Source organism: Leifsonia araucanica, assembly GCF_051161895.1.
Classification (GTDB): Bacteria; Actinomycetota; Actinomycetes; order Actinomycetales; family Microbacteriaceae; genus Leifsonia.
The window spans coordinates 76,958-99,987 of the sequence record NZ_JBMBTW010000002.1 but is presented as its reverse complement, the minus strand read 5'-3'; the positions used below and the strand labels follow the sequence as shown (position 1 = coordinate 99,987).

Below are 23,030 nucleotides of genomic sequence, written 5' to 3'. Positions count from 1 at the left end.
GCACTCGTGTGAATTCCGTGTGCGAAGCGGCGCGCGAGCGCGTCTCGGCACCGTTGTGGGTGAGAATGATGAGGCGTCCCCGAAGACGGGGTGCGAGACACGAGGAGTTCCCCTGAAGATCGTCAGCTACAACCTGCGCAAGCACGCAGCAGGCCACGAGCTCGCGGACATCGCTGCAACCTACGACGTCGACGCGCTGTGCCTGCAGGAGTGCGACAGTGAGGCGCTTCCCGAACGCCTTCACCACCTGATCCTCGCCGACGCGACGAGGACCAACCGTCTCGGCCTCGCCGTCTACGTGCGCGAAGACCGCTACGACATCCTCGACACCAAGGTGTTCGCCGTGCAGAAGTCGGTGCACGACCGCGTGCTCGCCCCGGCGAACGAGCGGCTGCTCGCGGTGCGCCTGCACGACAGGGAGACCGAGGAGGACGTGCTCGTCGGGTCGTTCCACGCTGCGCCGCTGACCGCATCCAACTCGTTGCGGCGCAAGCAGATCGCCGCCGCCCACGCCGGGATGCGCTCCCTGGCCGCCGACATCCCGTCGGTGATGGTCGGCGACTTCAACTACCCCTGGTTCATCCGCGGGCTGGAGCGGCACCTGACGACGGCGGGATACGCGCTCAGCCGCAGCACAGAGCCGACCTACCTGCGCTACAAGTTCTTCACCGGATACTTCGACTTCGTCACCTCGACCGGGTTCGAGATCCAGCGGGTGGATGTGCTGCCACGCGGCGCCTCCGACCACCGGGCGATCAGCCTGGACGCCGAACTCGCCGCCTGACCGGCACCTGGACCGCCCGCCGGGCGCGGCGTATCGTGAAGCGCGTTTCCTGGCGAGGTGGTGCGCGTGGACGTTCTCGGGTGGCTGGCCGCTACCGATTACACGATCGCGCGCGAGATCCTCGAGCGGGGCGTCGCCGCCATCTACCTGATCGCGTTCGTCTCCGCGGTCAACCAGTTCCCCGCGCTGCTCGGTGAGCACGGGCTGCTGCCCGCCCCGCGCTTCCTGCGAAGCGCATACGCGCGCAGCCAGCCCACCATCTTCCGCCGCCGATACTCCGACCGGATGCTCCTCGCCGTCGCCTGGACCGGCGCAGCGCTCTCGGCGCTGATCGTCGCCGGTGTTCCGCAGCTCGCGCCGACCTGGGTGTTCCTGCCCGTCTTCCTGCTCGTCTGGTTCCTCTACCTCTCGATCGTGAACATCGGGCAGACGTTCTACGGGTTCGGCTGGGAGAGCCTGCTCTGCGAAGCGGGGTTCACCGTCGCGCTGCTCGGCGCTCTCGACACCGCTCCCCCGGTGACGGTGGTGTTCCTGCTGCGCTGGCTGGTCTTCCGGCTCGAGTTCGGTGCGGGGATGATCAAGATGCGCGGCGACCGGTCGTGGCGCGACCTCACCGCGCTGTACTACCACCACGAGACCCAGCCGATGCCGAACCCGCTGAGCCGCACCGCCCACCTGCTGCCGAAGTGGTGGCACCGGCTGGAGGTGCTCGGCAACCATTTCGCGCAGCTGATCGTGCCGTGGCTGCTGTTCGCGCCGCAGCCGGTGGCCAGCATCGCGGCGGCGGTCGTCATCCTCACCCAGCTGTGGCTGGTGGCGACGGGCAACTTCGCCTGGCTGAACGTCATCACCATCGTGCTCGCGTTCTCGGCGGTGGACGACGCGTCGTTCTCGTGGCTGTTCGGCGGCGCGCGGCTCGGCGGCATCGGGGCGGAGGGCGTGCCCGGCTGGTACGCGGTCGTGGTGCTGGTGGCGAGCATCCTGATCGTCGGCCTCAGCTGGCAGCCGCTGCGGAACCTGTTCGCGCGCAGGCAGCTGATGAACGCGAGCTTCAACCGGTGGCATCTCGTCAACGCGTACGGGGCGTTCGGCACGGTCACGCAGGAGCGGTTCGAGGTGATCGTCGAAGGGACCGAGGACGACCCCAACGATCCGGATGCGCGCTGGCGGGAGTACGCGTTCAAAGGAAAGCCGGGCGACGTGAAGCGGCTCCCGCGACAGTTCGCGCCGTACCATCTGCGACTCGACTGGCTGATGTGGTTCCTCGCGCTCGGGTCGAGGGACACGGAGTGGTTCGAGATGTTCCTGCTGCGGCTGCTGGAGGCGGACAGGCCGACCCTGCGCCTGTTGCGCGCCGACCCGTTCGGCGGAAGCCCGCCGCGGGCCGTGCGGGCCAGGATGTTCCTCTACCGATTCACGACGAGGGAGGAGAAACGCGCATCCGGGGACCGGTGGATGCGCGAGGAGATCGCCGACCTCGTCCCACCGGTGTCGCTGCGTGGCTGAGCGGCAGCGCAGCTGCGCGCCAGCGCGGCCGGCTCAGTATCCGCCGCGCTCCTCCTCGAGCTTGGCCAGGTCGCGCCAGATCAGCAGCCGCAGCCGAGCGGGGCGCTCCTCCTCGTAGTTGGCTTTGAGCGCCTCAGCGCCGGAGAACGCGTCGAGTCCGGCCTGTATGGCACGGCCCACCTCGTCCCAGGCGTCCTGCCTGGCGCGCTCCACGATCCTCAGCAGCTCCTCCTCGGAGTCCGCCTTCGCGCGCAGTGCCGTCGCCAGCGCCCTGGCCGCCTCCTCGCGCAGCGCCAGGTTGCCCGCGTCGACGTCGCGGTAGTCGTGCGGGTGCGTCGCGTCGCCGCCCAGCCCCGCCACCGCGAGCCGCGCCTCGGCCGCCCGCTCGGCGGCCTGGTCCTGCTCGTCGGCGAGCTCCCGCAGCATCTCGGCCGCCTGCGCCGTGTGCCTGGCAGGGTCGAACGGGTTGTCCTGCTGGATGGTGTCGACCACGATGTGGTTCTTCACCGCCATCCTCGTGGCGTAGTCGGCGAGGAGCATCCCCTCCTCCACGGACTGTTCGAGGGTCGGCGGAGCCGCTTCCTCGAGCGCGTCCTCGTCGAACGGCCGGGTGCGCGGCGTGACCGCGCGCTTGCGGAACCAGTTCGGCCAGCGCATCCCTCTCCTCGGATCGCAGGCGGCGCGGAAAGGAGCGGCGCCGCCCTGCCCTTCCATTCTGTCGGAAAACCGCCCCGGTGAGGCAGAGTGGTGGCATGGCCGGTGTGCGATACGAATTCGAAGCGGAACTGTGGCGGTGGGAGGCCAGGCGGGACCTGTGGGTGTTCGCCCGGCTGCCGCTCGACGTGTCGGAGGACATCCGGCTGCAACCGCATCCACCCGCCGGGTTCGGCTCGGTGAAGGTGATGGTGACGCTCGGTGGTTCGCGGTGGTCGACGTCGGTGTTCCCCGAGTCGGCGGACGGGTCGTACATCGTCGCGATCAAAGGTTCCGTGCGGCAGAAAGAGGGCGTGGGTCTCGGCGACGTGGTGAAGCTGGGGATCGAGACGCTGCTGTAAGGGGTCAGGCGCGCGAGGTCAGGCGACGAGCATCCAGGTCGTCATCGCGCACATCGCGACGGCGGAGGCGACGGGAAGCAGGGCCGCGACGATGCCATGCGTCGCTGCCAGGCGCACGGCGCAGCCGAGGCAGACGACCGTGAGCGCTGCGACCGCGACGGCGATGACGAGCACCAGCCAGGAGCCGCCGAGGTGGGCGGCGTGCGGATCGCCGGATGCGGTGACTGCTACGCCGGACGCTGCGCCGTCGCGACCGTGGAGCGCCGCGAGCACGACCATGAGCGCCATCGTGAACGGCTCGACCGCGAACCGCGCCTGGCCGCGCCTGCGCCCCGCGGCCGCCACCACCGCGGCGACGACGAACAGCCCAGCGGCCCAGACGGCTCCGGGAACCAGGGTGACGGCGATCGCATAACCCGCCATGTCCGCCGCCATCGCCGCCGTCGCGAGCAGCGAGAGCGCCGGCAGCACGATCAGCGGAACGCTCGGGATGCGGCGCGCGGCCGGACGCGGCGAGACGGTCGCACTGGTCATACCGTCAGGCTACGAAGGCCGCCGTTGTCCCGGTGTGCCGCCCGCGCATCCCTGTTGCCCGCGCCCGCACGGTTCGGCCGGAGCGCGCGGGGGTACGCGTGCTACGATCCGTATCACGGATCGTATACAGTGTCGTCCCGATCAGGTGAGGTAACCCCGTGCTCAACCCGACAACGCAGGCCGTCAACCAGACAACGCAGCCCGGCCCGGCCATGCAGAACAGCCAGATCATGCAGCCCGGCCAGGCCACGCAGGCCGCCGGTCAGCCGCGCGCCAACCGCGTGACCACCTCCATCGCCAGGAACTTCAGCGAGTTCCGCACCGCGGTGTCCGAGTCGTTCGTGCCGCTGCACGTGACCAGTTCGCGTCCCGACCCGTTCTGGGGGCGCATCCGGTCGGCAGGCGCCGACGAGGTGCACGTCTCCGAGGTCAGCGCCGCCGAGCACGTCGTCGAGCGTACGCCGGAGCTGATCGCGCGCTCCGACCGGCACTACTTCAAGCTGAGCCTGCAGCTGTCGGGCACCGGTCTGCTCATCCAGGACAACCGGGAAGCCGTGCTGCAGCCGGGCGATCTGGCCGTCTACGACACCCACCGGCCGTACTCGCTGGTGTTCGACGACGACTTCCGGACGATGGTCGTCATGTTCCCGAAGCACCTCATCGACCTGCCCGCCGACGTGGTCGCGCAGCTCACCGCCGTGAAGATGAGCGGGAAGTCCGGCGTGGGCAGCATCATCGTCCCGTTCCTGGCGCAACTGGTCGGCAACCTCGAGCAGCTCAACGGCGCGACAGGCGCCAGGCTCGCCCACAGCGCGCTCGACCTGGTGACGACGATGTTCTCCAACGAGCTCGATGTGACCAGCGGGCCCGGCAACCCGCACCAGGCGCTGATGCAGCGCATCCGGGGCTACATCGACGCGAACCTGGCCTCCACCGACCTCGGTCCGACGCAGATCGCCGCAGCGCACTTCATCTCCACGCGGCACCTGCACGGGCTGTTCCGCGAACAGGGCACGACGGTGTCGTCGTGGATCCGCACCCGGCGACTCGAACGCTGCCGCCGCGACCTGCTGAACCCGCTCTACGGCGACCGTCCCGTCGCCGCGATCGCCGCCCGCTGGGGGTTCGTGGACGCCGCGCACTTCTCCCGGGTGTTCAAGGCGACGTACGCCGAGTCCCCCAGCGAACTGCGCGCCTCCGGTCGCGCCGCCTGACGATCGAGTCCGAAGTTGTTCACGCCCCGCCCCGGCGTGTCGCGTGAACAAGTTCGGACTCGATTCTTTGTCGGGGAGGGAACGGGGCTTGACGGTCGGGGCATGATCGCGGCCGGGCGGTTGAGGCCGATGGATGCGCGTGAGCACGATGGGTGCGACCCGCGCGACGCAGCGCGGGCGGAAACGGAACCCGCATGCCAGGCACCGCCCTTCCCCCGACCAGCAGACAGGTGGTCTTCCCGTCCGCTGGTGTGATCGAGACCGCCGAGCAGCCGCTGCCTGCGCCGGGGCCGGACGACCTCATCCTGCGCGTCGCCCTCGTCGGGGTGTGCGCGACGGACCAGCACCTGCTCGCCGGGCACATCGGCGACCCGTTCCCGCTCGTGCCCGGTCACGAGTTCGTCGGGGAGGTCGCGGCCATCGGCGACGCGGCCGCCGAGGCGCGAGGGCTGGCGGTCGGAGACCACGTCGCCGTCGAGATGCTGCTGCCCTGCCAGGTCTGCGCGCGCTGCCGCGAAGGCCGGTACAACCTGTGCGAGGCGGACGACCCGGCTTCCGGGCTGCCGCACGGCCGCCAGCTGGGCGTGAACATCCCGCGCACGGTCGCGCCCGGCCTGTGGGGCGGATACGCCGAGCACCTGTTCGTGCCACGCGAGGCGGTGGTGCACCGGCTTCCCGATGCGCTCCCCTGGCAGCGCGCCGTGCTGACCGAACCGCTCGCCGTCGCCTGCCGCGCCATCGCGCGGGGGCGGGTGGCGCCCGGCGAGTCAGTGGTCGTGATCGGGCCGGGCCCCGTCGGCATCCTCGCCGCCGCTGCCGCCCGGTCGGCGGGCGCTGGACGCGTGATCGTCGTCGGCACCCGCGCGAACCGGCTGGAGCTCGCGATGCGGTTCGGCGCGGACGCCGTGGTGAACTCCCGCGAGACCGACCCGGTGGATGCGGTCTCCTCCGCACTCGGCGGACGCCTGGCCGACGTGGTCATCGAGATCGCGGGAGCCACGGCTGCGCAGCAGCAGGCCGTGCGGCTGGTGCGGCGCGGAGGGCGCGTGGTGCTCGCCGGTGCGTGCGGTGCGAACGCTCCGGTGACCTTCCTCGCCGACGAGGAGCTGCTGACCCGCGAGATCGACCTGCTGCCGTCGTTCCTGTCCGCCGGAGGCTTCGAGCCGGCCATCCGGATGCTCGAACGCGGCGACTTCGACTACGAGTCCCTGGTGACCCACCGGTTCGGGCTCGGTGAGGTGCGTGCGGCGTACGACGTGATCGAGCGGCGTGACGGCGGAGTGCTGAAAGCCGTGATCGACCCCGGCGTGAGCGTGGTCGCGCGATGACCGGCGAGCGGGCCGGACGGGCCGGACGGTTCGGCGGGCGCGTTGTCGCCGTCAGCGGCACCACGAGCGGCATCGGGAGGGGCATCGCCTCCACGCTGGCCGCCGAGGGCGCGACGGTGTTCGGGCTCGACGTCGAACCGGGAGGGATCGGCGAGCACATCCCCTGCGACGTCTCCGACGCGGACAGCGTCGCCAATGCGGCGGCCGACCTGCTCGCGCTCAGCGGAGGGCGGATCGACCACGTGGTCGCCAACGCGGGCATCCGCGGGTCCGACACGGCCGCCGAGGAGCTGCCGATCGCGGAGTTCGACGCGGTGCTCGCGGTGAACCTGCGCGGGGTGTTCCTGACGCTGCAGGCGTTCGCCCCCGCCATGCTCGCGGCGGGGCGAGGCAGCATGGTGGCCGTCGCATCCATGTCGGGCAACCGGGTGGTGAACGTGCCGCAGCGCACCGTGCACTACAACACGGCGAAGGCGGGAGTGACGGCGATGGTGCGCACGCTCGCCGTCGAGTGGGGCGCGCGCGGAGTGCGGGTCAACACGGTCTCCCCCGGCTACGTCTCCACGCCCTTCCTCGACGGCGACAGCGCCCTGCACGCCCAGTGGCTGCCGAACACCGTGCCTGGACGCTTCGCGACCATCGAGGAGATCGCGGCAGGCACCCTCTACCTCCTGTCCGACGACGCAGGGTACTGCTACGGCACCGACCTGCTGATCGACGGCGGATACTCCCTGCGCTGAGACGCGCACCACGAAAGGAATGCGATGACGGACACCCAGCACGACCCGGCGCCCCACGACCCGGCACCCCACGATCCAGCAACGGACGAGTGGCGTACATACGACGAGTTCGCCGCGGGCATCGACACCTACCGGCTGCCGAACACCGACCTGGCGGGCACCGCGCTCTCGCTGACGCTCGACGACGACTCGACACTGTCGCTGACGTTCGACGCCGACGCAGTGACGTGGACCGCATCCGGCGCCATCGGCTCCGGAGGGACGGACCCGTACGACGCTGTCGCGGTGCGCGACGACGTCGTCTTCGTCAACCTGCCGCTGACGAGCGTGGAGCGGGAGGCGATCACGGTGGTCTACTCGACACGGACGCACCGCGCGCTGGTGGCGCACTCGGTGATCGGCGAGGAGGACGTCGACGGCACCCCGCGGGTGCGGCAGACATTCCACGCGGCGGCGACCGATGCCGGAGATCCCACCGGGGAGGCGCCCGCTCCGTCCCGCGACCTGATCGGCAAGAGGAACATCTACCGCTACAGCCCGCAGCACCTCTACGAGCACGTCTACGTGTCGTCGCAGCGCTACGCCTGGCAGTGCCTGGAAGGCGTGCAGCGCGGGCACGGCGATATGGACCTCTCCACCGTGTGGAAGTTCGCCGACGGACTGTATCTGTTCTGCTTCCGCGAGTTCCGGATCGCCGTCGCCAGCGTGTGGCTGCACGACCTCGGCTACGACCTGCGCACCACGGGCATCTTCCTCGGGCTGAACGGCGCAGGCGAGTCCGAGCACTCGCGCGGGGGTGGCCACATCTACCCGCTCGGCTCCGTCTCGTACCCGGACGCGCAGCCGGTCTGACCGCATCCATCCCATCCACTGACCGCATCCACTGACTGGAGCAGCAGCATGACACGCAATCACGACATCATCGCGGCGCACTACGCCGCCTCCGACCGCGGAGACATCGACGGGATGCTCGCCCCGCTCGCTCCCGACGCCCGCTGGACCGAGATGGCCGGCTTCCCGTACGCGGGCACGTACATTGGACCGGACGAGGTGCGCGCGGGCGTCTTCGAGCGCATCGGCGCCGAGTGGGACGGCTACACGGCCGCCATCACCGAGCTCGTCGACGGCGGGGACACCATCGTCGGCCTCGGCACGTACAGCGGCACCAACAGGGCCACCGGCCGCTTCTTCGAAGCCCGCGTCGCCCACGTCTGGCGGCTCGCGGACGGCAAGGTCGTCGCGTTCGAGCAGTTCACGGACACCGCGCTGGTCCGGGATGCGGTGCAGTAGCGACGGGAGAGCGCGGACGGGCAAGAAGGGTGCAGCCACAGGCAACACCCGGAGACACACCCGGCCATAGGTTTCAGTCGAGATGCCACGACGAAGTGGTCGTGGCGCAACCCGAGAGGCAGGGAAGCGCATGAGGAAACACCTGATCTACGCGGCCGCAGCGCTCGCGGCATCCGCAGCACTCGTGCTGAGCGGCTGCAGCGGCGGAGGCAGCGGCGACGGCAAGTCCCCGATCGTGGTCGGATCGGTCAACACCAAGAGCGGCGCAGCCACGTTCCCCGAGGCATCGCTCGCCGCCGCTGCGGTCTTCAAAGACCAGAACGCGAAGGGCGGCATCAACGGCCACCCGATCGACTACAAGGCGCTCGACGACAAGGGCGACCCTGCCACCGCATCCGCCAACGCCCGCGAGATCGTCGGCAGCGACGAGGCCGTGGCGATGGTCGGCTCGGCGAGCCTGATCGAGTGCGAGATCAACGCCAAGTACTACGAGCAGCAGAAGATCCTCTCCATCCCGGGCGTCGGGGTGGACACCGGCTGCTTCGACAGCCCCAACATCTCGCCGGCCAACGTCGGGCCGTTCAACGACATGACCCTCACCCTGTACTGGGGCTCCGAGGTCGCCAAGCTCGACAACATCTGCGTGCTGCTGGAGATCGCGGGAAGCACCCGCCCCGCCTACCAGAAGGCCATCGACAAGTGGACCGAGATCACCGGCAAGAAGCCGCTCTACGTCGACGACACGGTGCCGTATGGGGCCAGCGACTACACGCCGTACATCGTGAAGGCGAAGGACGCCGGCTGCAAGGCTCTCGCGATCAACCCGGTCGAGCCGGACGCCATCGCCCAGGTCAAGGCGGCCAACGCGCAGGGCTGGAAGGACGTGAACTGGCTCTACCTGACCAGCGTGTACAGCGACAACTTCGCCAAGGCGGTCAGCGACGCGGGAGCCGGGATCTACGTGCCCGCCGAGTTCTACCCGTTCACCGACGCATCCAGTGACATCAACAAGGACTGGCGCGACCTGATGACCAAGAACGACATCCCGCTCACCTCGTTCTCGCAGGGCGGATACCTCGCGGCCAAGTACTTCATCGAGGTCGCGAAGGGCATCAAGGGCGACGTGACGAGGGACTCGGTCACGAAGGCCCTGCACGACATGAAGCCGATCGAGAACCCGATGGTCGGAACGCCGTACACGTTCGGCACCGCCACGGTGCACGACGGGAACACCGCGGGCTGGCCGATCAAGCTCGTCACCGGCAAGAACGCCTGGGAGCTGAACGGCGACGACTGGATCACGATCCCGAAGAAGTGACCATCTGCGGGGCTCGCCTCCCTCGCGGAGGCGAGCCCCGCATCCACTGTTTCTGAAAGGAGCCCCGGATGCTGCAGGGCGCCCTCGCCGGCCTCGCCGCCGGTGGACTGTACGCCGTGCTCGCGGTGTGCCTCACCCTGATGTCCCGCCTGGTGCGGGTGGTCAACTTCTCCCAGGCCGCGACCGGGATGTTCGGCGGTTTCGTCGCCGTGTGGCTGGTGAGTCACGGCGGCTGGCCGATCTGGCTCGGCTCGCTGGCCGGCGTGCTCATCGGCGGGGCGCTGAGCGCGCTGATCGGGCTGATCATCGCCACCTGGCTGCCGGAGGCGGACACCACGACGCGGTCGGCGGTGACCGTCGGACCGCTGCTGCTGCTGATCTCGCTGTCGTTCATCCTGTTCGGCAACAAGCCGCAGCCGTTCAGCCCGATCCTCTCCGGTCCGGCGTTCTCGATCGGCGGCGTGGTGGTCAGCCAGGTGACGGTCGCGACCGTCGTGCTCGCCGTCGTCGTCGCCGTGGCCTGCCGGCTGGTGCTCACCCGCACCTCGATCGGCACCAAGCTGCGCGCCCTGTCGGAGCGGCCGACGACGGCCGAGCTGATCGGCATCCCGGCCAAGCCGCTGAGTGTCGCGGTGTGGGCGGTCACCGGGCTCATCTCCGCCCTGGTCATCATCATCGTCGCCCCGTCGCAGTCGAACGACGCGACCAGCCTGTCGATGCTCATCGTGCCGGCGTCGGCGGCGGCACTGCTCGGCGCGTTCAAACGGCTCGACCTCGCCGTTATCGGCGGTCTCGTGCTCGGGCTGCTCAGCGGCCTGGTCGCGCAGATCGACGAGGTGTCGTTCATCCGGAACTTCCTGCCGTTCCTGTTCATCATCGGATTCCTGCTGTGGACGCAGCGCAAGGAGGTGTGGGATGCGGCGCGTTAGCGGCACCCCCGCGGCACGGATCGCCCTGCCGTTCATCGTCGGAGCCGTCGGCCTCGGCGCCGGATACGCGCTCAGCGTCTCGCTCTCCGGCTACTTCGTCTTCCTCGCGGTGAGCGCCGTCGTCGCCGCCATCGCGATCCTCGGGCTCGGCATCGTCACCGGCAGCGCCGGGATGATCGCGCTCTGCCAGCTGACCTTCGCCGCGGTGGGAGCGTGGATCGTCTCGCTGCTCAACGTGCTGAACGCGCCGGGCGGGTTCATCGTCTGGCTCATCGTCGGCGGCCTGGCCGCCGGGGTGGTCGGCGTGCTCGTCGGCCTGCCGGCCCTCCGGCTGCGCGGGGTCAACCTCGCGGTGGTCACGCTCGGCTTCGCCGCAGCGGCCGACGTGACGCTGGTGCAGATCCAGTTCCCCGGCTCGACGGACGGCATCTCGGTGCTCCGGCCGGACGCATTCAGCGACGACCGCTCGTACTTCTTCTTCAGCGTGCTCGTGCTGGTGGTCTGCGGCATCGCGGTGTACTTCCTGCAGAACGGCCGCTGGGGGTCCAGCTGGAAGTCCGTCGCGTTCTCCGAGCGGGGCACAGCCTCTGTCGGGGCGAGCGTGCGCAGCTCCAAGCTCACCGCCTTCGCCGTCAGCGCCACCCTCGGCGGAGTGAGCGGCGGCCTGATCGCCGGGCAGGTGGGGCTGCCGTTCGCGAGCAGCTTCACGCCCATCCAGTCGCTCGCGCTGTACGTGCTGGCGATCATGTCCGGCGCGTACCTGATCGACATGGCGATCTTCGGCGGCATCGTCTGGATCGCGGTGCCCGAGCTGCTGAAGCGCTGGGGCATCCCGCAGGACTGGGGCTTCGTGATCTTCGGTGTGCTCGGCGTTCAGGCGCTGACCAGCGGGTCGAATCTGGGGCAGAGCATCCGGAACGCCTGGTGGAAGCGGCAGGCGGCGCGGCGTCCTCTGGAGGTGGCCGCCCCGCTGTCGGAGGCGGACACTGCCCGGAATGCCGTGCTCTCCCCCGCCCAGCCGCCCGCGCCGGACCCGGCCGCAGCACCCGTGCTGGTGGTCGAAGACCTCGGCGTGGCCTTCGGGCAGGTGAAGGCGCTGAACGGCGTGAGCCTGGTGGTGCCGGAGAACACGATCATGGGACTCATCGGCCCGAACGGCGCGGGCAAGTCCACCTTCGTGGATGCCGTCACCGGATTCCTGCCGCAGCACACCGGACGGGTCAGCCTCGACGGCCGCGACCTGCGCGGGATGTCCGCCACGGCGCGCGCCAGGCTGGGCCTCCGCCGCACCTTCCAGCAGGACAGGGTGCCGCCGACGCTCACGGTCGACGCGTACGTCCGCTTCGTCGCCCGCCGTCGCCTCAGCGCGGCCGAGCTCGACGAGACGCTCGCCTTCTTCGGCTGCCCCACCGCCCGCACCCGCCTGCAGAACGTGGATGTGGGCACCAGGCGGCTCGTGGAGGTGGCGGCCAACGTGCTCGCCCGTCCGCGCATCCTGATCCTGGACGAGCCGGCGGCCGGGCTGTCGCACGAGGAGCACCTCGAGCTCGGAGCGCGCCTGCTGCAGGCACCCGCCCGGTTCGGGATGTCCATCGTCCTGATCGAGCACGACCTCGACCTGGTGCGCTCCGTCTGCTCGAGCCTCACGGTGCTCGACTTCGGCGAGGTGCTCGCCAGCGGTCCGCAGGCGGAGGTGCTCGCCGACCCCGCCGTCGTGAAGGCGTACATGGGTGAAACGGAGATGCTGTGAACGCGGACAACGAGCTGGTGCTGGATGCGGTCACGGTCAGCCGCGGAGCAGGACCGGTGATCAGCGAGGTGAGCCTGCGCGTCGAGCCGGGCAGGATCACGGCGCTGGTCGGGCCGAACGGCGCGGGGAAGACCAGTCTGCTCGAAGCCATCTCGGGGATCGTGTCTCCGAGCGGCGGCACGATCAGCGTCGACGGCGACTCGATCGCCCGGCTCTCCCGGGTGCAGCGCGCCCGGCGCGGCATCGTGCACATCGAGCAGGGGCGCGCCATCTTCCCGTCGCTGACGGTGCAGGAGAACATCCGGCTCACCGCCGGTACGCAGGAGGGCGTCGACGAGGCGCTCGCGCAGTTCCCCGAGCTGGAGAAGCGACGGACGAGCGCATCCGGGCTGCTGTCCGGCGGCGAGCAGCAGATGGTGGTGCTGGCGCGCGCGTTCGCGTCGAAGCCGAGGTTCCTGCTGATCGACGAGATGTCGCTCGGGCTCGCGCCGGTGGTGTTCATGCGGCTGCTGCCGATGATCAAGCAGTTCAGCGAATCCGGGGTGGGTGTGCTGCTCGTCGAGCAGTTCACGCACCTGGCGCTGGGCGTCGCGACCGACGCCCTCGTGGTCGCCGGCGGGCGCGTCACGTACGCGGGCGATGCCACCACCCTGCAGGCCTCCCCCGAGATCCTCCACCGCGCCTACCTCGGCGGCTGATCCTCTCTCTCCTGCTCTCCCTCTCCCCTTCCCCCAAACAATCGAGTCCGAACTTATTCACGCCTCCACCCGGCGTGTCGCGTGAATAAGTCCGGACTCGATTGTTTGGGAGGCAGTCCGGGGTCAGGCGTCGAGGGGGATGGTGGGGACGTCGACGATGTGGGCGCCGCCGTCGGCGACGATGGTGGCGCCGGTGATGTAGGAGGATTCGGCGGAGCCGAGGAAGCGGATGACGGAGGCGATCTCCTCCGGCTGGGCCGGGCGCGCGAGCGGGACGGCGGCCGTCACGATGCGGTAGCCCTCCTCGCGGCTCGCCAGCCCGGACGCCCTGGCGAAGTCGTCCATCTCCTCGTCGGCCATCGGCGTCTGCACCCAGCCGGGGCAGACCGCGTTCACGCGCACGCCGAACCGGCCGTAGTCGCGGGCGAGAGACCGGGTCAGCCCGATCAGCGCGTGCTTGCCGACCGTGTATCCGGCAACGCCAGGACCTGCGAAGAGCCCGGCGAGCGACGACACCACCACGATCTGCCCGTGCGACTCGACGAGCTGCGGCAGGGCGGCCCGGGCGAGCACGAACGCCGTCGTCACGTTGGTGCGGAAGGACCGCTCCCACGCGGCGTCGTCCGTCTCGTCCACGGTGCCGAGCCCGTGCCCTCCGGCGTTGGCCACGACAACGTCGATGCGTCCCAGCTCGGTGACGACCTGGCGCACGGCGGCCTCCGCGTCCTCGCGCACGCTGGCGTCCGCGACGATCGCCAGCCCACCGGTCTCCGCGGCGACGGCATCGAGCGGCCCGCGACGACGGCCGACGAGCACGACGTGCGCACCCTCGGCCGCATAGCGGCGGGCGGTCGCGGCGCCGATGCCGGTGCCTCCCCCGGTGATGACGACGACCTTGCCGTCGATGGATGCTCGGCTCAGGGGCACGGCTGCCTGCTTTCTGTGGTGGGTGGTGACGCTGTGGATGGTGACGTCGGCGATCACGCCGGGAACGACGATCGCGCCAGGTAGCCGAAGTCGGAGACCAGCGCGTGCCCGTTGACCGGCCTCGATGCCGGCGACGCGAGGTACAGCACGTGCCTGGCCACCTCGTCCGGGCTCTGCACGGGGAAATCCGCGCCCGCGAACCCTCCGGGCTCGACGCCCAGATCGGCGCGCGCCATCGGGGTGTCGACGATCGACGGACAGACGGCGTTGACCCTCACGCCGTCGGCGGCGAGATCGACGGACAGGGCGCGCATCAGCTGCAGCACGGCGCCTTTCGACGCGTTGTACGGCACCATCCCGGGAGCCGCGACGAAGCTGGAGTCCGACGCGAGCAGCACCACGGACGGCGTGGCGGAGAGCCGCAACGACGGGAGCGCGTGCTTGACCACGAGGAACGGCCCGGTGACGTTGACGGCGAGCACCGCGTTCCAGTCCTCCAGCGCGATGTCGTCGACGCGGGAACCGAACGGGCCGGAGATCCCGGCGCAGGCGACCACCGCATCCACGGTGCCGAGTGCTGTCGCCGCGGACGCGACGGCCGAGGCCACGGAGGACTCGTCGGTGACGTCCACCACGAACTCCGCGGCCTCGACGGCGCCGCCGGCTCCGACGGCGCCGACCGCCCCGGATGCGCGCAGCTCGTCGCCGACGGCGGCCAGCCCCCGCGCATCCCGGTCCAGCAGCGCCACCCGCGCGCCCTCGGCGGCGAACGCCAGCGCGCACGCCCGGCCGATGCCGCTGGCCGCGCCCGTCACGATGACGCCGCGGCCGGCGAGTGCCAGCTCCATCAGTCCTCCGGCACCAGCTCGGGAGCGCCCGTCTCCTCTGTGCCGTGGCCGATCTGCGCGTACACGCGCGGGTTGCGTCGCTTCAGGATCGCGCCCCAGACGATCCCGAGGATGCCGGGCACGATCACCACGGCGGGCAGGATGAACGTGGTCGCGGTTGCCGGGGCGGTCGGGTCGCTGGTGAGCAGCACATTGAAGTTGACCAGGATGAGCACGAACACCACGAGCAGGGCGACGCCGGAGACCACGGGGGCGACCAGCCGCTGCCAGACCCCGACGCCGTGCCGGTCACGGCGGAAGAAGCCGATCACGGCCACAGACACCACGGCCATCAACAGCACGAGCCCCATCGCCCCGCTGTTGGTCAGCCAGGAGAACAGCGTCAGCACGGGGAACAGCGCGGCGGGAGCACCCTCCGGCGGCACCCAGCCGACGCTCGCGATGGCGAACACGGCGATCACCACCACGGCGAGCGCCGTCTGCGTCACCGAGCCTGCCCACGGGGCTCCGCTGCTGGCGCGCACCCTGGACAGCCAGCCGGGCAGGACGCCCTCGCGGCCGAGCGAGAAGAAGTAGCGCGCGACGGCGTTGTGGAAGCTGACCAGGGAGGCGAACAGGCTGGTGACGAAGAGCAGTTGCGCGATGTCGCTGACCACGACGCCGACGTTGGTGGAGAGGAAGGTGAAGATGAGGTCGGGGCCCTGCTTGGTGGCGTCCGCGATGACCTTGCTCGGGCCGGAGCCGACCGTCATCGCCCAGGACGAGAGGGCGTAGAACAGCGCGATGATGCCGACGGCGGTATAGGTGGCCCGCGCGACCGTGCGCTTCGGGTCCTTCGACTCCTCGCCGTAGATGGCGGCGGACTCGAAGCCCATGAATGCTGCGATGCCGAAGGCGAACACGGCGCCGATGCCGGTGACGAACAGGCTCGACGGGCTGAGCGCCTCGGCGCTGACGCCCTCCGGGGCGACGATGAACGCGGCGACGTCGTAGACGATGACCACCACGAACTCAAGGGCGACCAGCACGCCGAGCACCTTCGCGGACAGGTCCACCCTGTTGACGCCGAGGACGGCGATGAGTGCGATGCAGACGAGGATCGGCACCCACCACGGCACGTCCCAGCCGAACTTCGCGTTCAGGAGGGAGGAGACCTGGAAGCCGAACAAGCCGTAGACGCCGATCTGCATGGCGTTGTACGACACCAGCGCGACGATCGAGACGCCGACGCCGACCGGGCGGGAGATGCCGCGGGCGACGTAGGAGTAGAAGGCGCCGGCGTTGGTGACGAAGCGGCTCATCGCCGCGTAGCCGACCGCGAAGATCGCGAGCGTCACGCCCAGGATGAGGAACGAGAGCGGCACCCCGGTGACGCCGGTGACCGCGAACGTGGTGGTGACGCCGCCGGCGAGCACGGTGAGCGGCGCGGACGCCGCGATGATCATGAACGTGACGGCGGGGACGCCGAGGCGCCGCCGGTGCGCGGACGGCGTGGTGGCGGCGACGGCGTTGTCTGCCTGGTCTGTGGAAGTCACGGGGTACTCCTCGGTCGGCGCGGCACAGGATTCGCCACGGCTATCAGCGATGTTCCCGCTTCCTCCACAGATCGGGCTTGGCTCCAACTGCACACAACTTGACTCAACAGGCACATCGCACCGGTGCGCATTCCCCAGGATGGAGTACGGCTTCGATACTGAACAGACCACCAGGAGAAGGATGTCCATGTCCGCGCACCACCACACCAGCACCACGACCGCCCCGACCACGGTCGCGCATCCCCTCGATTCGCTGACGGCCGCCGAGCTCGCGCGCGGTCGCGACATCCTCGACGCAGCGGGGCTCATCGGGCCGGGCACGCGGTTCCCGTCCGTGCTCCCCGTCGAGCCCGCCAAGGAGGCCGTCGCCTCCTTCCGGCCAGGGGATGCGATCGAGCGGCGCATCCTGTTCGTGCTGCTCGACACCGCCACCGGGCAGCCGGCGGAGGCTGTCGTCTCCCTCACCACTTCGGAACTCGTGAGCCACACGCCGCTGTCGACGGACGCCGCGCCGTACGGGCAGCCGCAATACCTCTTCGAGGAGTACGAGGCGGCGGAGCGGATCGCCAAGGCGTCCCCGGAGTGGCAGGCAGCCATGACGCGTCGCGGGCTGGCCGACCGCATGGAGCTGGCGTTCTGCGCACCGCTCGCGCCCGGGCACTTCAACCGGGCGGACGAAGTGGGGAGGCGCGCCATCCGGTCGCTGACGTTCCTGCGATCGAGCATCGACGACTCGCCGTGGTCGCATCCGGTGGAGGGGCTGATCGTGCACATCGACCTCACCGCCGGCACGGTGATCCGGGTCGAGGACGAGGGCGACGTCCCCGTGCCTGCGCTGGACGGCAACTACGACGCAGCGACGGTCGGACCGGCCCGCACCTCGCTGAAGCCGATCGAGATCACACAGCCGGAAGGGCCGAGCTTCCACGTGGACGGGCAGGCTGTCGAGTGGGAGAACTGGAAGTTCCGGGTCGGCTTCAACGCGCGCGAGGGCCTGGTGCTGAACCAGGTCACGTTCCGCGACGGCGACGAAGACCGGCCGGTGCTCTCGCGTGCGTCCGTTCCCGAGATGGTCGTGCCGTACGGCGACACGACGCCCACCCGGTTCTGGATCAGCTACTTCGACGCCGGCGAGTATCTGCTCGGCAAGAACGCCAACAGCCTGACCCTCGGCTGCGACTGCCTCGGCGTCATCCACTACTTCGACGGCGTGGTCGCCGACGACCACGGAAACCCGGTCACCATCCCCCAGGTGGTGTGCATGCACGAGGAGGACTACGGCGTGCTCTGGAAGCACACCGACCTCACCGGCAAGGCGGAGGTGCGGCGCTCCCGCCGGCTGGTCGTCTCGTACTTCTCCACCATCGGCAACTACGACTACGGCTTCTTCTGGTACTTCTACCTCGACGGCACCATCCAGGTGGAGGCGAAGGCGACGGGCATCGTCTTCGCGGGAGCCGGCATCCCGGGCTCCGACGACCCGCACGCGACCGAGATCGCGCCAGGACTGTTCGCTCCCGTGCACCAGCACCTGTTCTGCGCGCGGCTCGACGTCGCGATCGACGGGGAGCGCAACTCGCTCGCGGAGGTCGACGTGGTCGGCATCCCGATCGGCGAGGACAACCCGTACGGCAACGCGTTCACCTGGACCACCACGCCCATCCGCAGCGAACGGGAGGCCGGACGCCTGGCAAACACCGCGTCGTCGCGGGTGTGGGAGGTCACCAGCTCCGACAGGCGCAACCTGGTCGGCAAGCCGACGGCGTACCACCTCGTGCCGCAGCCGGGGGCGACGCTGATGGCGCAGCCGGAATCGACCGTGTTCGGCCGCGCGACGTTCGCCACCAAGCACCTGTGGGCGACGGCGTTCGATCCGGCGGAGCGCTTCCCGGCCGGCGACTACCCCAACGCACACGCCGGAGGGGCGGGCCTCCCCGCCTGGACCGCCGCCGACCGCTCGCTGGAAGACACGGACATCGTGCTCTGGCACGTCTTCGGTCCGACGCACATCCCGCGCCCGGAAGACTGGCCGATCATGCCGGTCGACTACTCCGGCTTCCTGTTCAAGCCGTACGGCTTCCTCGACCGCAACCCGGCGCTCGACCTGCCGGATGGCGCTGCCGCGTCATCCTGCTGCGCGGGCGGCGGCGATGGCGGCGAGCACGGCGGCGGCGGCGAGTGCCGCTGCGAGCACTGACCACCTGACGGCATCCCTCTGGATCATCCTCTGCATGACCCTCTGCACCACCCCTCACCGAACGGAGACATCACATGAGCGCTCTCACCCTGTCTGACACCTCCACCTGGCTCCCGCTGGACGGGCTGGCCCCCGGCTTCGACGCGAACAAGGCGGAGCCGACCGCCGACCTCGCCGGGCGCACCGTCGCGCTCGTCGACGAGCGCGGCACCAGGATCGTGCACCACTTCGGCGCGGACAGCGTCGAGTGGGAGTACCAGCCGGGAGACGGGGATCCGATCGCCGCCTCCTCTGGTACAGACCCGTACGAGGCGTTCGAGGTCGACACCGGACTGTACTTCGCGCAGTTCCACCACCAGCACAAGCCCGACGAGGCGGTGTCGCTCGTCATCGACCTGACGAACGGCCGTGCGCTGTCGATCATCCAGGCCATCGGAGACCAGTTCCCCGGGAACACCGCGGTGCGTCAGCTGTTCGTGCCGTCGCTCATCGAGGGCGTCGAGACCGCTGGAGCGGAACCGGCGCCGACCACCGCGCTGATCGGCCGCCGGGTGATGTGGGTGTACAGCAGCGAGCACGCGTACGAGCACGTCTACCTGAGCCCGCAGTGGTACTCGTGGCAGTGCCTGGCCGGACCGGAGAAGGGTCTCGCCGACACCGACGAGAACTCGGTCTGGGAGATCCGTCCCGGCATCTACGTGTTCACCTGGCGCGAGAAGGTCATCCCGTGCGCGTCGGTGACCATCGCCGACCACCGCAACGTGCGCGCCATCCGGTCGCACGGCGTGCTGTTCGGGCTGGACGAGTCCGGCACCGTGCCGACGCACTTCACCTTCGGGGCGTACGGGCGGCTGCTGAGCAACACCGTGCATCCCGACCCGTACGATCCTGCGGCGGCTGCTCCCGCGGCGGGCGCCCACGCTCAGGATGCCGGGGCGGACACCGCGCGATGAGCACCGTCGGCGAGGGCGCGGCCGACCTCCTGGTCACGAACGCCACCGTGTACACCGTGGACGCCGATCGCTCGCGGGCGGAGGCGTTCGCCGTGCGCGGCGGCCGGATCGTCGCCATCGGCTCGGCGGCGGAGCTGTCCGGCCTGCGCGGGCCGGAGACGCGGATGCTCGATGCGGCAGGCGCGTTCGTGATGCCCGGCCTCGTCGACGTGCACAACCACCACGCCCACGCCGGACGGGCGGAACTGTTCGAGCTCACCTTCTCGAACGGCGCGAGCTACGATCAGATCCTCGGTGCGGTGCGCGCATACGCCGCGACCCGCGGTCCGGACGAGTGGATCGTGGGCAGCAGCTGGGGCACGGGACTCCTCGACCAGCTCGGGCACGCCCAGGCGCGGCGCGGGCTCGACGAAGCGGCAGGGGGCCGTCCCGTGCTCCTCACCGACGACAGCCACCACAACAGGTGGGTGAGCTCGCGGGCGCTGGAACTCGCCGGGATCGACGCATCCACGCCGGATCCGGATCGCGGCGTGATCGTGCGCGACCCGGAGACCGGAGAGCCGAGCGGCGTGCTGCTCGAAGCGGCCGGCCTGCTCGTCGAAGAGGTGGCGCAGCCCGCCGTTGCGCTCAACGCCGCCCAGCAGGAGCAGGCGTCGGCGCGCGCCATCGAGATCGTGCACTCCTACGGCATCACCGCGTTCCAGGATGCGGCGATCTCGCTCGACCAGATGCGGGCACTCAAGGCGCTCGACGACCGTGGGGCGCTGAGCGCGTGGGTCGTCTCCTCGATGACCGTCAACGACCAGATCTTCGGATACGCCGAGCTGGGAGACGCGCTCATCGCGCACCGTGCGGAGCTGACGGGCGAGCACCACCGCCCCGACTTCATCAAGATCTTCCTCGACGGAACGCCGCCGGCGCACAGCGGCGCGTTCCTCGAACCCTATCTTCCGTCCGACGCGCACGGCGCCCACTTTCACGGCACGACCACGATGCCCGCCGACGAGTTGCTCGGCTGGCTGCGGCGCACCGCAGCCCAGGGCATCTCGGCCAAGATCCACTGTTCGGGAGACGCCGCCGTCCGGATGGTCCTGGATGCGGTCGAGACGGTCCGCGCGGAAGGCCACACCGCTCCGCTCTACCAGATCGCCCACGGGCAGTTCATCGCCGAGAGCGACCTGCCGCGCTTCGCGCAGCTGGGGGTGTCTGCGGACATCTCGCCGTTCCTGTGGTTCCCCGGCGTGATCGCCGACGCCCTCAGCACCGTGCGGCCGGCCGAGGAGGTCGCCGGGCTGCAGCCGAACCGGTCCCTGATCGACTCGGGCGCCCTGGTCGCCGGAGGGTCGGACTGGCCGGTGAGCGAGACCCCGAACGCCTGGGAGGGCATCGAGGGGCTCGTGACGAGGGCCGACCCGTCCGGGCAGCGCAGCGGCGTGCTCGGGATCGAACAGGCCATCACGCTGCCGGAGGCCATCGAAGTGTTCACCGTGAACGGCGCGACGGCGATGGGCCTCGGAGACGTGACGGGCTCCCTCGAACCCGGAAAGTCCGCCGACTTCGTCGTGCTCGACCGCGACCCGTTCGCGGTGCGGGAGCACGAGCTGCACAGCATCAGGGTGTTGCAGACGTTTTTCGAGGGTGAGCAGGTGTTCTCGCGGGAGTGACGCGTCCTCCCCTGCCGGGTGGAGCGGTTACCCTACACTTGTTGACTACGCGGCTGTCGATGCCCGCCACACCATCGTGGCCGAGTCCCAGCGCGTTTCGAGGGGAGACGTATGCCCAAGGTGATCGACCACGATCAGCGGCGCTCTGACATCATCGACGTCACCTGGGCGCTGATCGTCAAAGGCGGACTGGAAGCTGCGACGATGCGGGAGATCGCCAGCGAGGCCGGCTTCGCCAACGGGGCACTGAAGCACTACTTCCCCGGCAAGGACGAGATCATCCAAGGCACGTACGACCGCGCCCTCGGCATGATGAGCGAGGGCGTGGCCAGCGCTGTCGGCGACGCGACCGGCCTCGAAGCCCTCCGCGCGATCGTCTACGCCTCCGCCCCGCTCACCGAGGAGGCCATCGTCGCCGGCCGCGTCCTGCTCAGCTTCTGGGAGCGGGCGATGTCGAACGACGACCTCCACCAGGCGTACCTCTCCCACCTCACCAGCTGGCGCGGCGGCCTGCGCACCTACATCGAGCAGGGTAGGGCGGCCGGCGACATCGTCACCTCCACCCCCGACGAGCAGCTCGTCGACGAGATCGTCCTGATCAACGTCGGAGCCAACGTGATGAGCCTGATCGCCCCACACCTCTCCACCCCGGCACTGCTGGAGGCGCAGCTGGACGCGTTCTTCGAGCGGATCACCACCGCCTGAGGTGGTCGCGTCCCTCCGGTGATCGCGCGAACGCGGCGTGCATCCCGGTCTGGGTGAGAGCGGACAGCAGGGTGAAGCCGGAGAGGCCGTCCCAGCCGCTCGTCCAGGTGAGGGTGCGCGCCAGCTCCCACACGGTCTGCTCCTCTGCGGCGGTTGCGGATGCGAGCCCGGCGGCGACCTCCTGGGTGCGGCGCAGCTGGTGCCGCGACAGTTCCACGCAGCGCTCCGCCAGCCCGGTGAACACGTCCTCGTGACCGGGCGCCACCTCGCGTTCGCCCAGCGCCGCGACGCGTTCCAGCGAGTCCAGGTAGTCGGCGATCGGGTTCCTGGTGAAGCCAGCGCCGAGTCCGAGCCCCGGGTTGACCGTGGGCAGAACGTGGTCGCCGGTGTAGAGCATCCCGAGCCCGGCGTCGTCGAGGCAGAGGTGGCCTGCGGTGTGGCCGGGCGTCCACAGCACCCGGATGCTCCTGCCGGGGATCGCGAGGATGTCGCCGTCCCGCACCCCGGCGATCCGGTCGGCGGCCCCGTCGGGGAGCGTCGTCGTCGCCGTCGGCCTGGCCGCCGCGGCGAGCAGCTCGGGGCGCCGCTGCTCCGGGACGCCCCACGCCTCGAGCAGCGCGGCGGGGTCGGTAGCGGGCGCGGGTGGCGCGAGCAGCGCATCCCGTTCCCGCTCGTGCAGCACGACGGGAGCGCCGGACGCCGCACTCACCTCGAACGCGAGCCCGAGGTGGTCGGGATGCAGGTGCGTGGCGATGACGGACGCGACGGAGTGCATCCCGTGCCCGATGCTGCGCAGGGCGGCGTCGAGGGCGGCGAGGTTGTCGCTGCCCGCCGTGCCGGGGTCGACGATGTGGATGCGGCCGTCGGCGTCCTCGATGAGGTAGCAGAGGCTGTACGGCAGCCCGCCGGCATGCATCGGGACGCGCAGGGCGTGCACGCCGGCGTGGAGTTCTCGCAGCTGCCCGGTCACCGCTTCAGGGTATCGGGGTGTGGTGTGCGCGCGGGTGGCGCGGCCGGAACGTGCCCGGCCGCGCCACCCGCGCATCCACTGTCCG

At 70.2% G+C, this 23,030-nt stretch carries 22 protein-coding genes; 16 read left to right on the top strand and 6 right to left on the bottom strand.

Annotated elements, in window-relative coordinates; translation table 11 throughout:
* Positions 1 to 112: 112 nt before the first annotated feature.
* A complete protein-coding gene (locus ACN6M5_RS00445) occupies positions 113 to 784 on the top strand; it encodes an endonuclease/exonuclease/phosphatase family protein (protein ID WP_085370970.1) in 672 nt (223 codons plus the stop codon).
* Positions 785 to 850: 66 nt separating this feature from the next.
* Positions 851 to 2,290, top strand: a complete 1,440-nt coding sequence (locus ACN6M5_RS00440; protein ID WP_434948123.1) for a lipase maturation factor family protein — start codon at positions 851 to 853, stop codon at positions 2,288 to 2,290.
* A 33-nt stretch (positions 2,291 to 2,323) separates the two neighbouring features.
* Here the strand turns inward: ACN6M5_RS00440 and ACN6M5_RS00435 are convergent, their stop codons facing one another.
* Positions 2,324 to 2,947, bottom strand: coding sequence for a hypothetical protein (locus ACN6M5_RS00435; protein WP_168689019.1), 624 nt, complete (start codon positions 2,945 to 2,947; stop codon positions 2,324 to 2,326).
* A 95-nt stretch (positions 2,948 to 3,042) separates the two neighbouring features.
* Here ACN6M5_RS00435 and ACN6M5_RS00430 point away from each other — a divergent pair, with 95 nt between their 5' ends.
* On the top strand, positions 3,043 to 3,345 hold the full coding sequence (locus ACN6M5_RS00430; protein WP_434948122.1) for a DUF1905 domain-containing protein: 303 nt from the start codon (positions 3,043 to 3,045) through the stop codon (positions 3,343 to 3,345).
* A gap of 18 nt (positions 3,346 to 3,363) precedes the next feature.
* On the opposite strand, the gene ACN6M5_RS00425 is transcribed toward ACN6M5_RS00430, so the two are convergent.
* Positions 3,364 to 3,879 carry a hypothetical protein gene (locus ACN6M5_RS00425; protein WP_434948121.1) on the bottom strand — a complete coding sequence of 172 codons (516 nt, stop codon included), beginning with the start codon at positions 3,877 to 3,879 and terminating at the stop codon, positions 3,364 to 3,366.
* 230 nt (positions 3,880 to 4,109) lie between these two features.
* Here ACN6M5_RS00425 and ACN6M5_RS00420 point away from each other — a divergent pair, with 230 nt between their 5' ends.
* From ACN6M5_RS00420 to ACN6M5_RS00380, 9 genes are all read left to right on the top strand, one after another.
* Positions 4,110 to 5,093 (top strand): AraC-like ligand-binding domain-containing protein, encoded by a 984-nt coding sequence (locus ACN6M5_RS00420; RefSeq protein ID WP_434952271.1) that lies wholly within the window; start codon positions 4,110 to 4,112, stop codon positions 5,091 to 5,093.
* 194 nt (positions 5,094 to 5,287) lie between these two features.
* Entirely contained in the window at positions 5,288 to 6,421 is a 1,134-nt protein-coding gene (locus tag ACN6M5_RS00415; RefSeq protein ID WP_434948120.1) for a zinc-dependent alcohol dehydrogenase, read from the top strand.
* Positions 6,418 to 7,161, top strand: coding sequence for an SDR family NAD(P)-dependent oxidoreductase (locus ACN6M5_RS00410; protein WP_085370948.1), 744 nt, complete (start codon positions 6,418 to 6,420; stop codon positions 7,159 to 7,161). Before ACN6M5_RS00415 ends, ACN6M5_RS00410 begins: the two co-directional genes overlap by 4 nt.
* Before the next feature lie 24 nt (positions 7,162 to 7,185).
* Positions 7,186 to 8,013, top strand: coding sequence for a MoaF C-terminal domain-containing protein (locus ACN6M5_RS00405; protein WP_434948119.1), 828 nt, complete (start codon positions 7,186 to 7,188; stop codon positions 8,011 to 8,013).
* Between the two features lie 48 nt (positions 8,014 to 8,061).
* Entirely contained in the window at positions 8,062 to 8,451 is a 390-nt protein-coding gene (locus ACN6M5_RS00400; protein ID WP_434948118.1) for a nuclear transport factor 2 family protein, read from the top strand.
* A 130-nt stretch (positions 8,452 to 8,581) separates the two neighbouring features.
* Positions 8,582 to 9,769, top strand: a complete 1,188-nt coding sequence (locus ACN6M5_RS00395; protein ID WP_434948117.1) for an ABC transporter substrate-binding protein — start codon at positions 8,582 to 8,584, stop codon at positions 9,767 to 9,769.
* Positions 9,770 to 9,837: 68 nt separating this feature from the next.
* On the top strand, positions 9,838 to 10,698 hold the full coding sequence (locus ACN6M5_RS00390) for a branched-chain amino acid ABC transporter permease (protein WP_168689013.1): 861 nt from the start codon (positions 9,838 to 9,840) through the stop codon (positions 10,696 to 10,698).
* Positions 10,685 to 12,448 (top strand): branched-chain amino acid ABC transporter ATP-binding protein/permease, encoded by a 1,764-nt coding sequence (locus tag ACN6M5_RS00385; protein ID WP_434948116.1) that lies wholly within the window; start codon positions 10,685 to 10,687, stop codon positions 12,446 to 12,448. The genes ACN6M5_RS00390 and ACN6M5_RS00385 overlap by 14 nt, the downstream gene beginning before the upstream one ends.
* Positions 12,445 to 13,146, top strand: a complete 702-nt coding sequence (locus ACN6M5_RS00380) for an ABC transporter ATP-binding protein (RefSeq protein WP_434948115.1) — start codon at positions 12,445 to 12,447, stop codon at positions 13,144 to 13,146. Before ACN6M5_RS00385 ends, ACN6M5_RS00380 begins: the two co-directional genes overlap by 4 nt.
* A gap of 123 nt (positions 13,147 to 13,269) precedes the next feature.
* On the opposite strand, the gene ACN6M5_RS00375 is transcribed toward ACN6M5_RS00380, so the two are convergent.
* From ACN6M5_RS00375 to ACN6M5_RS00365, 3 genes are read right to left on the bottom strand one after another with little or no spacing between them, the layout of a single operon-like run.
* Entirely contained in the window at positions 13,270 to 14,130 is an 861-nt protein-coding gene (locus tag ACN6M5_RS00375) for an SDR family NAD(P)-dependent oxidoreductase (protein ID WP_434948114.1), read from the bottom strand.
* Positions 14,127 to 14,921, bottom strand: coding sequence for an SDR family NAD(P)-dependent oxidoreductase (locus ACN6M5_RS00370; RefSeq protein WP_434948113.1), 795 nt, complete (start codon positions 14,919 to 14,921; stop codon positions 14,127 to 14,129). Before ACN6M5_RS00370 ends, ACN6M5_RS00375 begins: the two co-directional genes overlap by 4 nt.
* On the bottom strand, positions 14,921 to 16,456 hold the full coding sequence (locus ACN6M5_RS00365) for an APC family permease (RefSeq protein ID WP_518525479.1): 1,536 nt from the start codon (positions 16,454 to 16,456) through the stop codon (positions 14,921 to 14,923). The genes ACN6M5_RS00370 and ACN6M5_RS00365 overlap by 1 nt, the downstream gene beginning before the upstream one ends.
* A 187-nt stretch (positions 16,457 to 16,643) precedes the next feature.
* Here ACN6M5_RS00365 and ACN6M5_RS00360 point away from each other — a divergent pair, with 187 nt between their 5' ends.
* The 4 genes from ACN6M5_RS00360 to ACN6M5_RS00345 all read left to right on the top strand — a co-directional run bounded on the left by ACN6M5_RS00360 (position 16,644) and on the right by ACN6M5_RS00345 (position 21,975).
* The gene (locus tag ACN6M5_RS00360) at positions 16,644 to 18,653 is read left to right on the top strand and encodes a primary-amine oxidase (RefSeq protein ID WP_434948112.1); all 2,010 of its coding nucleotides are present in this window, start codon (positions 16,644 to 16,646) and stop codon (positions 18,651 to 18,653) included.
* Between the two features lie 74 nt (positions 18,654 to 18,727).
* Positions 18,728 to 19,606 carry a molybdenum cofactor biosynthesis F family protein gene (locus ACN6M5_RS00355; protein ID WP_434948111.1) on the top strand — a complete coding sequence of 293 codons (879 nt, stop codon included), beginning with the start codon at positions 18,728 to 18,730 and terminating at the stop codon, positions 19,604 to 19,606.
* Positions 19,603 to 21,270 carry an amidohydrolase gene (locus ACN6M5_RS00350; RefSeq protein ID WP_434948110.1) on the top strand — a complete coding sequence of 556 codons (1,668 nt, stop codon included), beginning with the start codon at positions 19,603 to 19,605 and terminating at the stop codon, positions 21,268 to 21,270. The genes ACN6M5_RS00355 and ACN6M5_RS00350 overlap by 4 nt, the downstream gene beginning before the upstream one ends.
* A gap of 111 nt (positions 21,271 to 21,381) precedes the next feature.
* Positions 21,382 to 21,975, top strand: coding sequence for a TetR/AcrR family transcriptional regulator (locus ACN6M5_RS00345; RefSeq protein ID WP_085370959.1), 594 nt, complete (start codon positions 21,382 to 21,384; stop codon positions 21,973 to 21,975).
* Here ACN6M5_RS00345 and ACN6M5_RS00340 read toward each other — a convergent pair.
* Positions 21,962 to 22,945: an MBL fold metallo-hydrolase gene (locus tag ACN6M5_RS00340; protein ID WP_434948109.1), complete on the bottom strand. Its 984-nt coding sequence runs from the start codon at positions 22,943 to 22,945 to the stop codon at positions 21,962 to 21,964. The two genes, ACN6M5_RS00345 and ACN6M5_RS00340, sit on opposite strands and share 14 nt — an antisense overlap.
* Positions 22,946 to 23,030 lie beyond the last annotated feature (85 nt).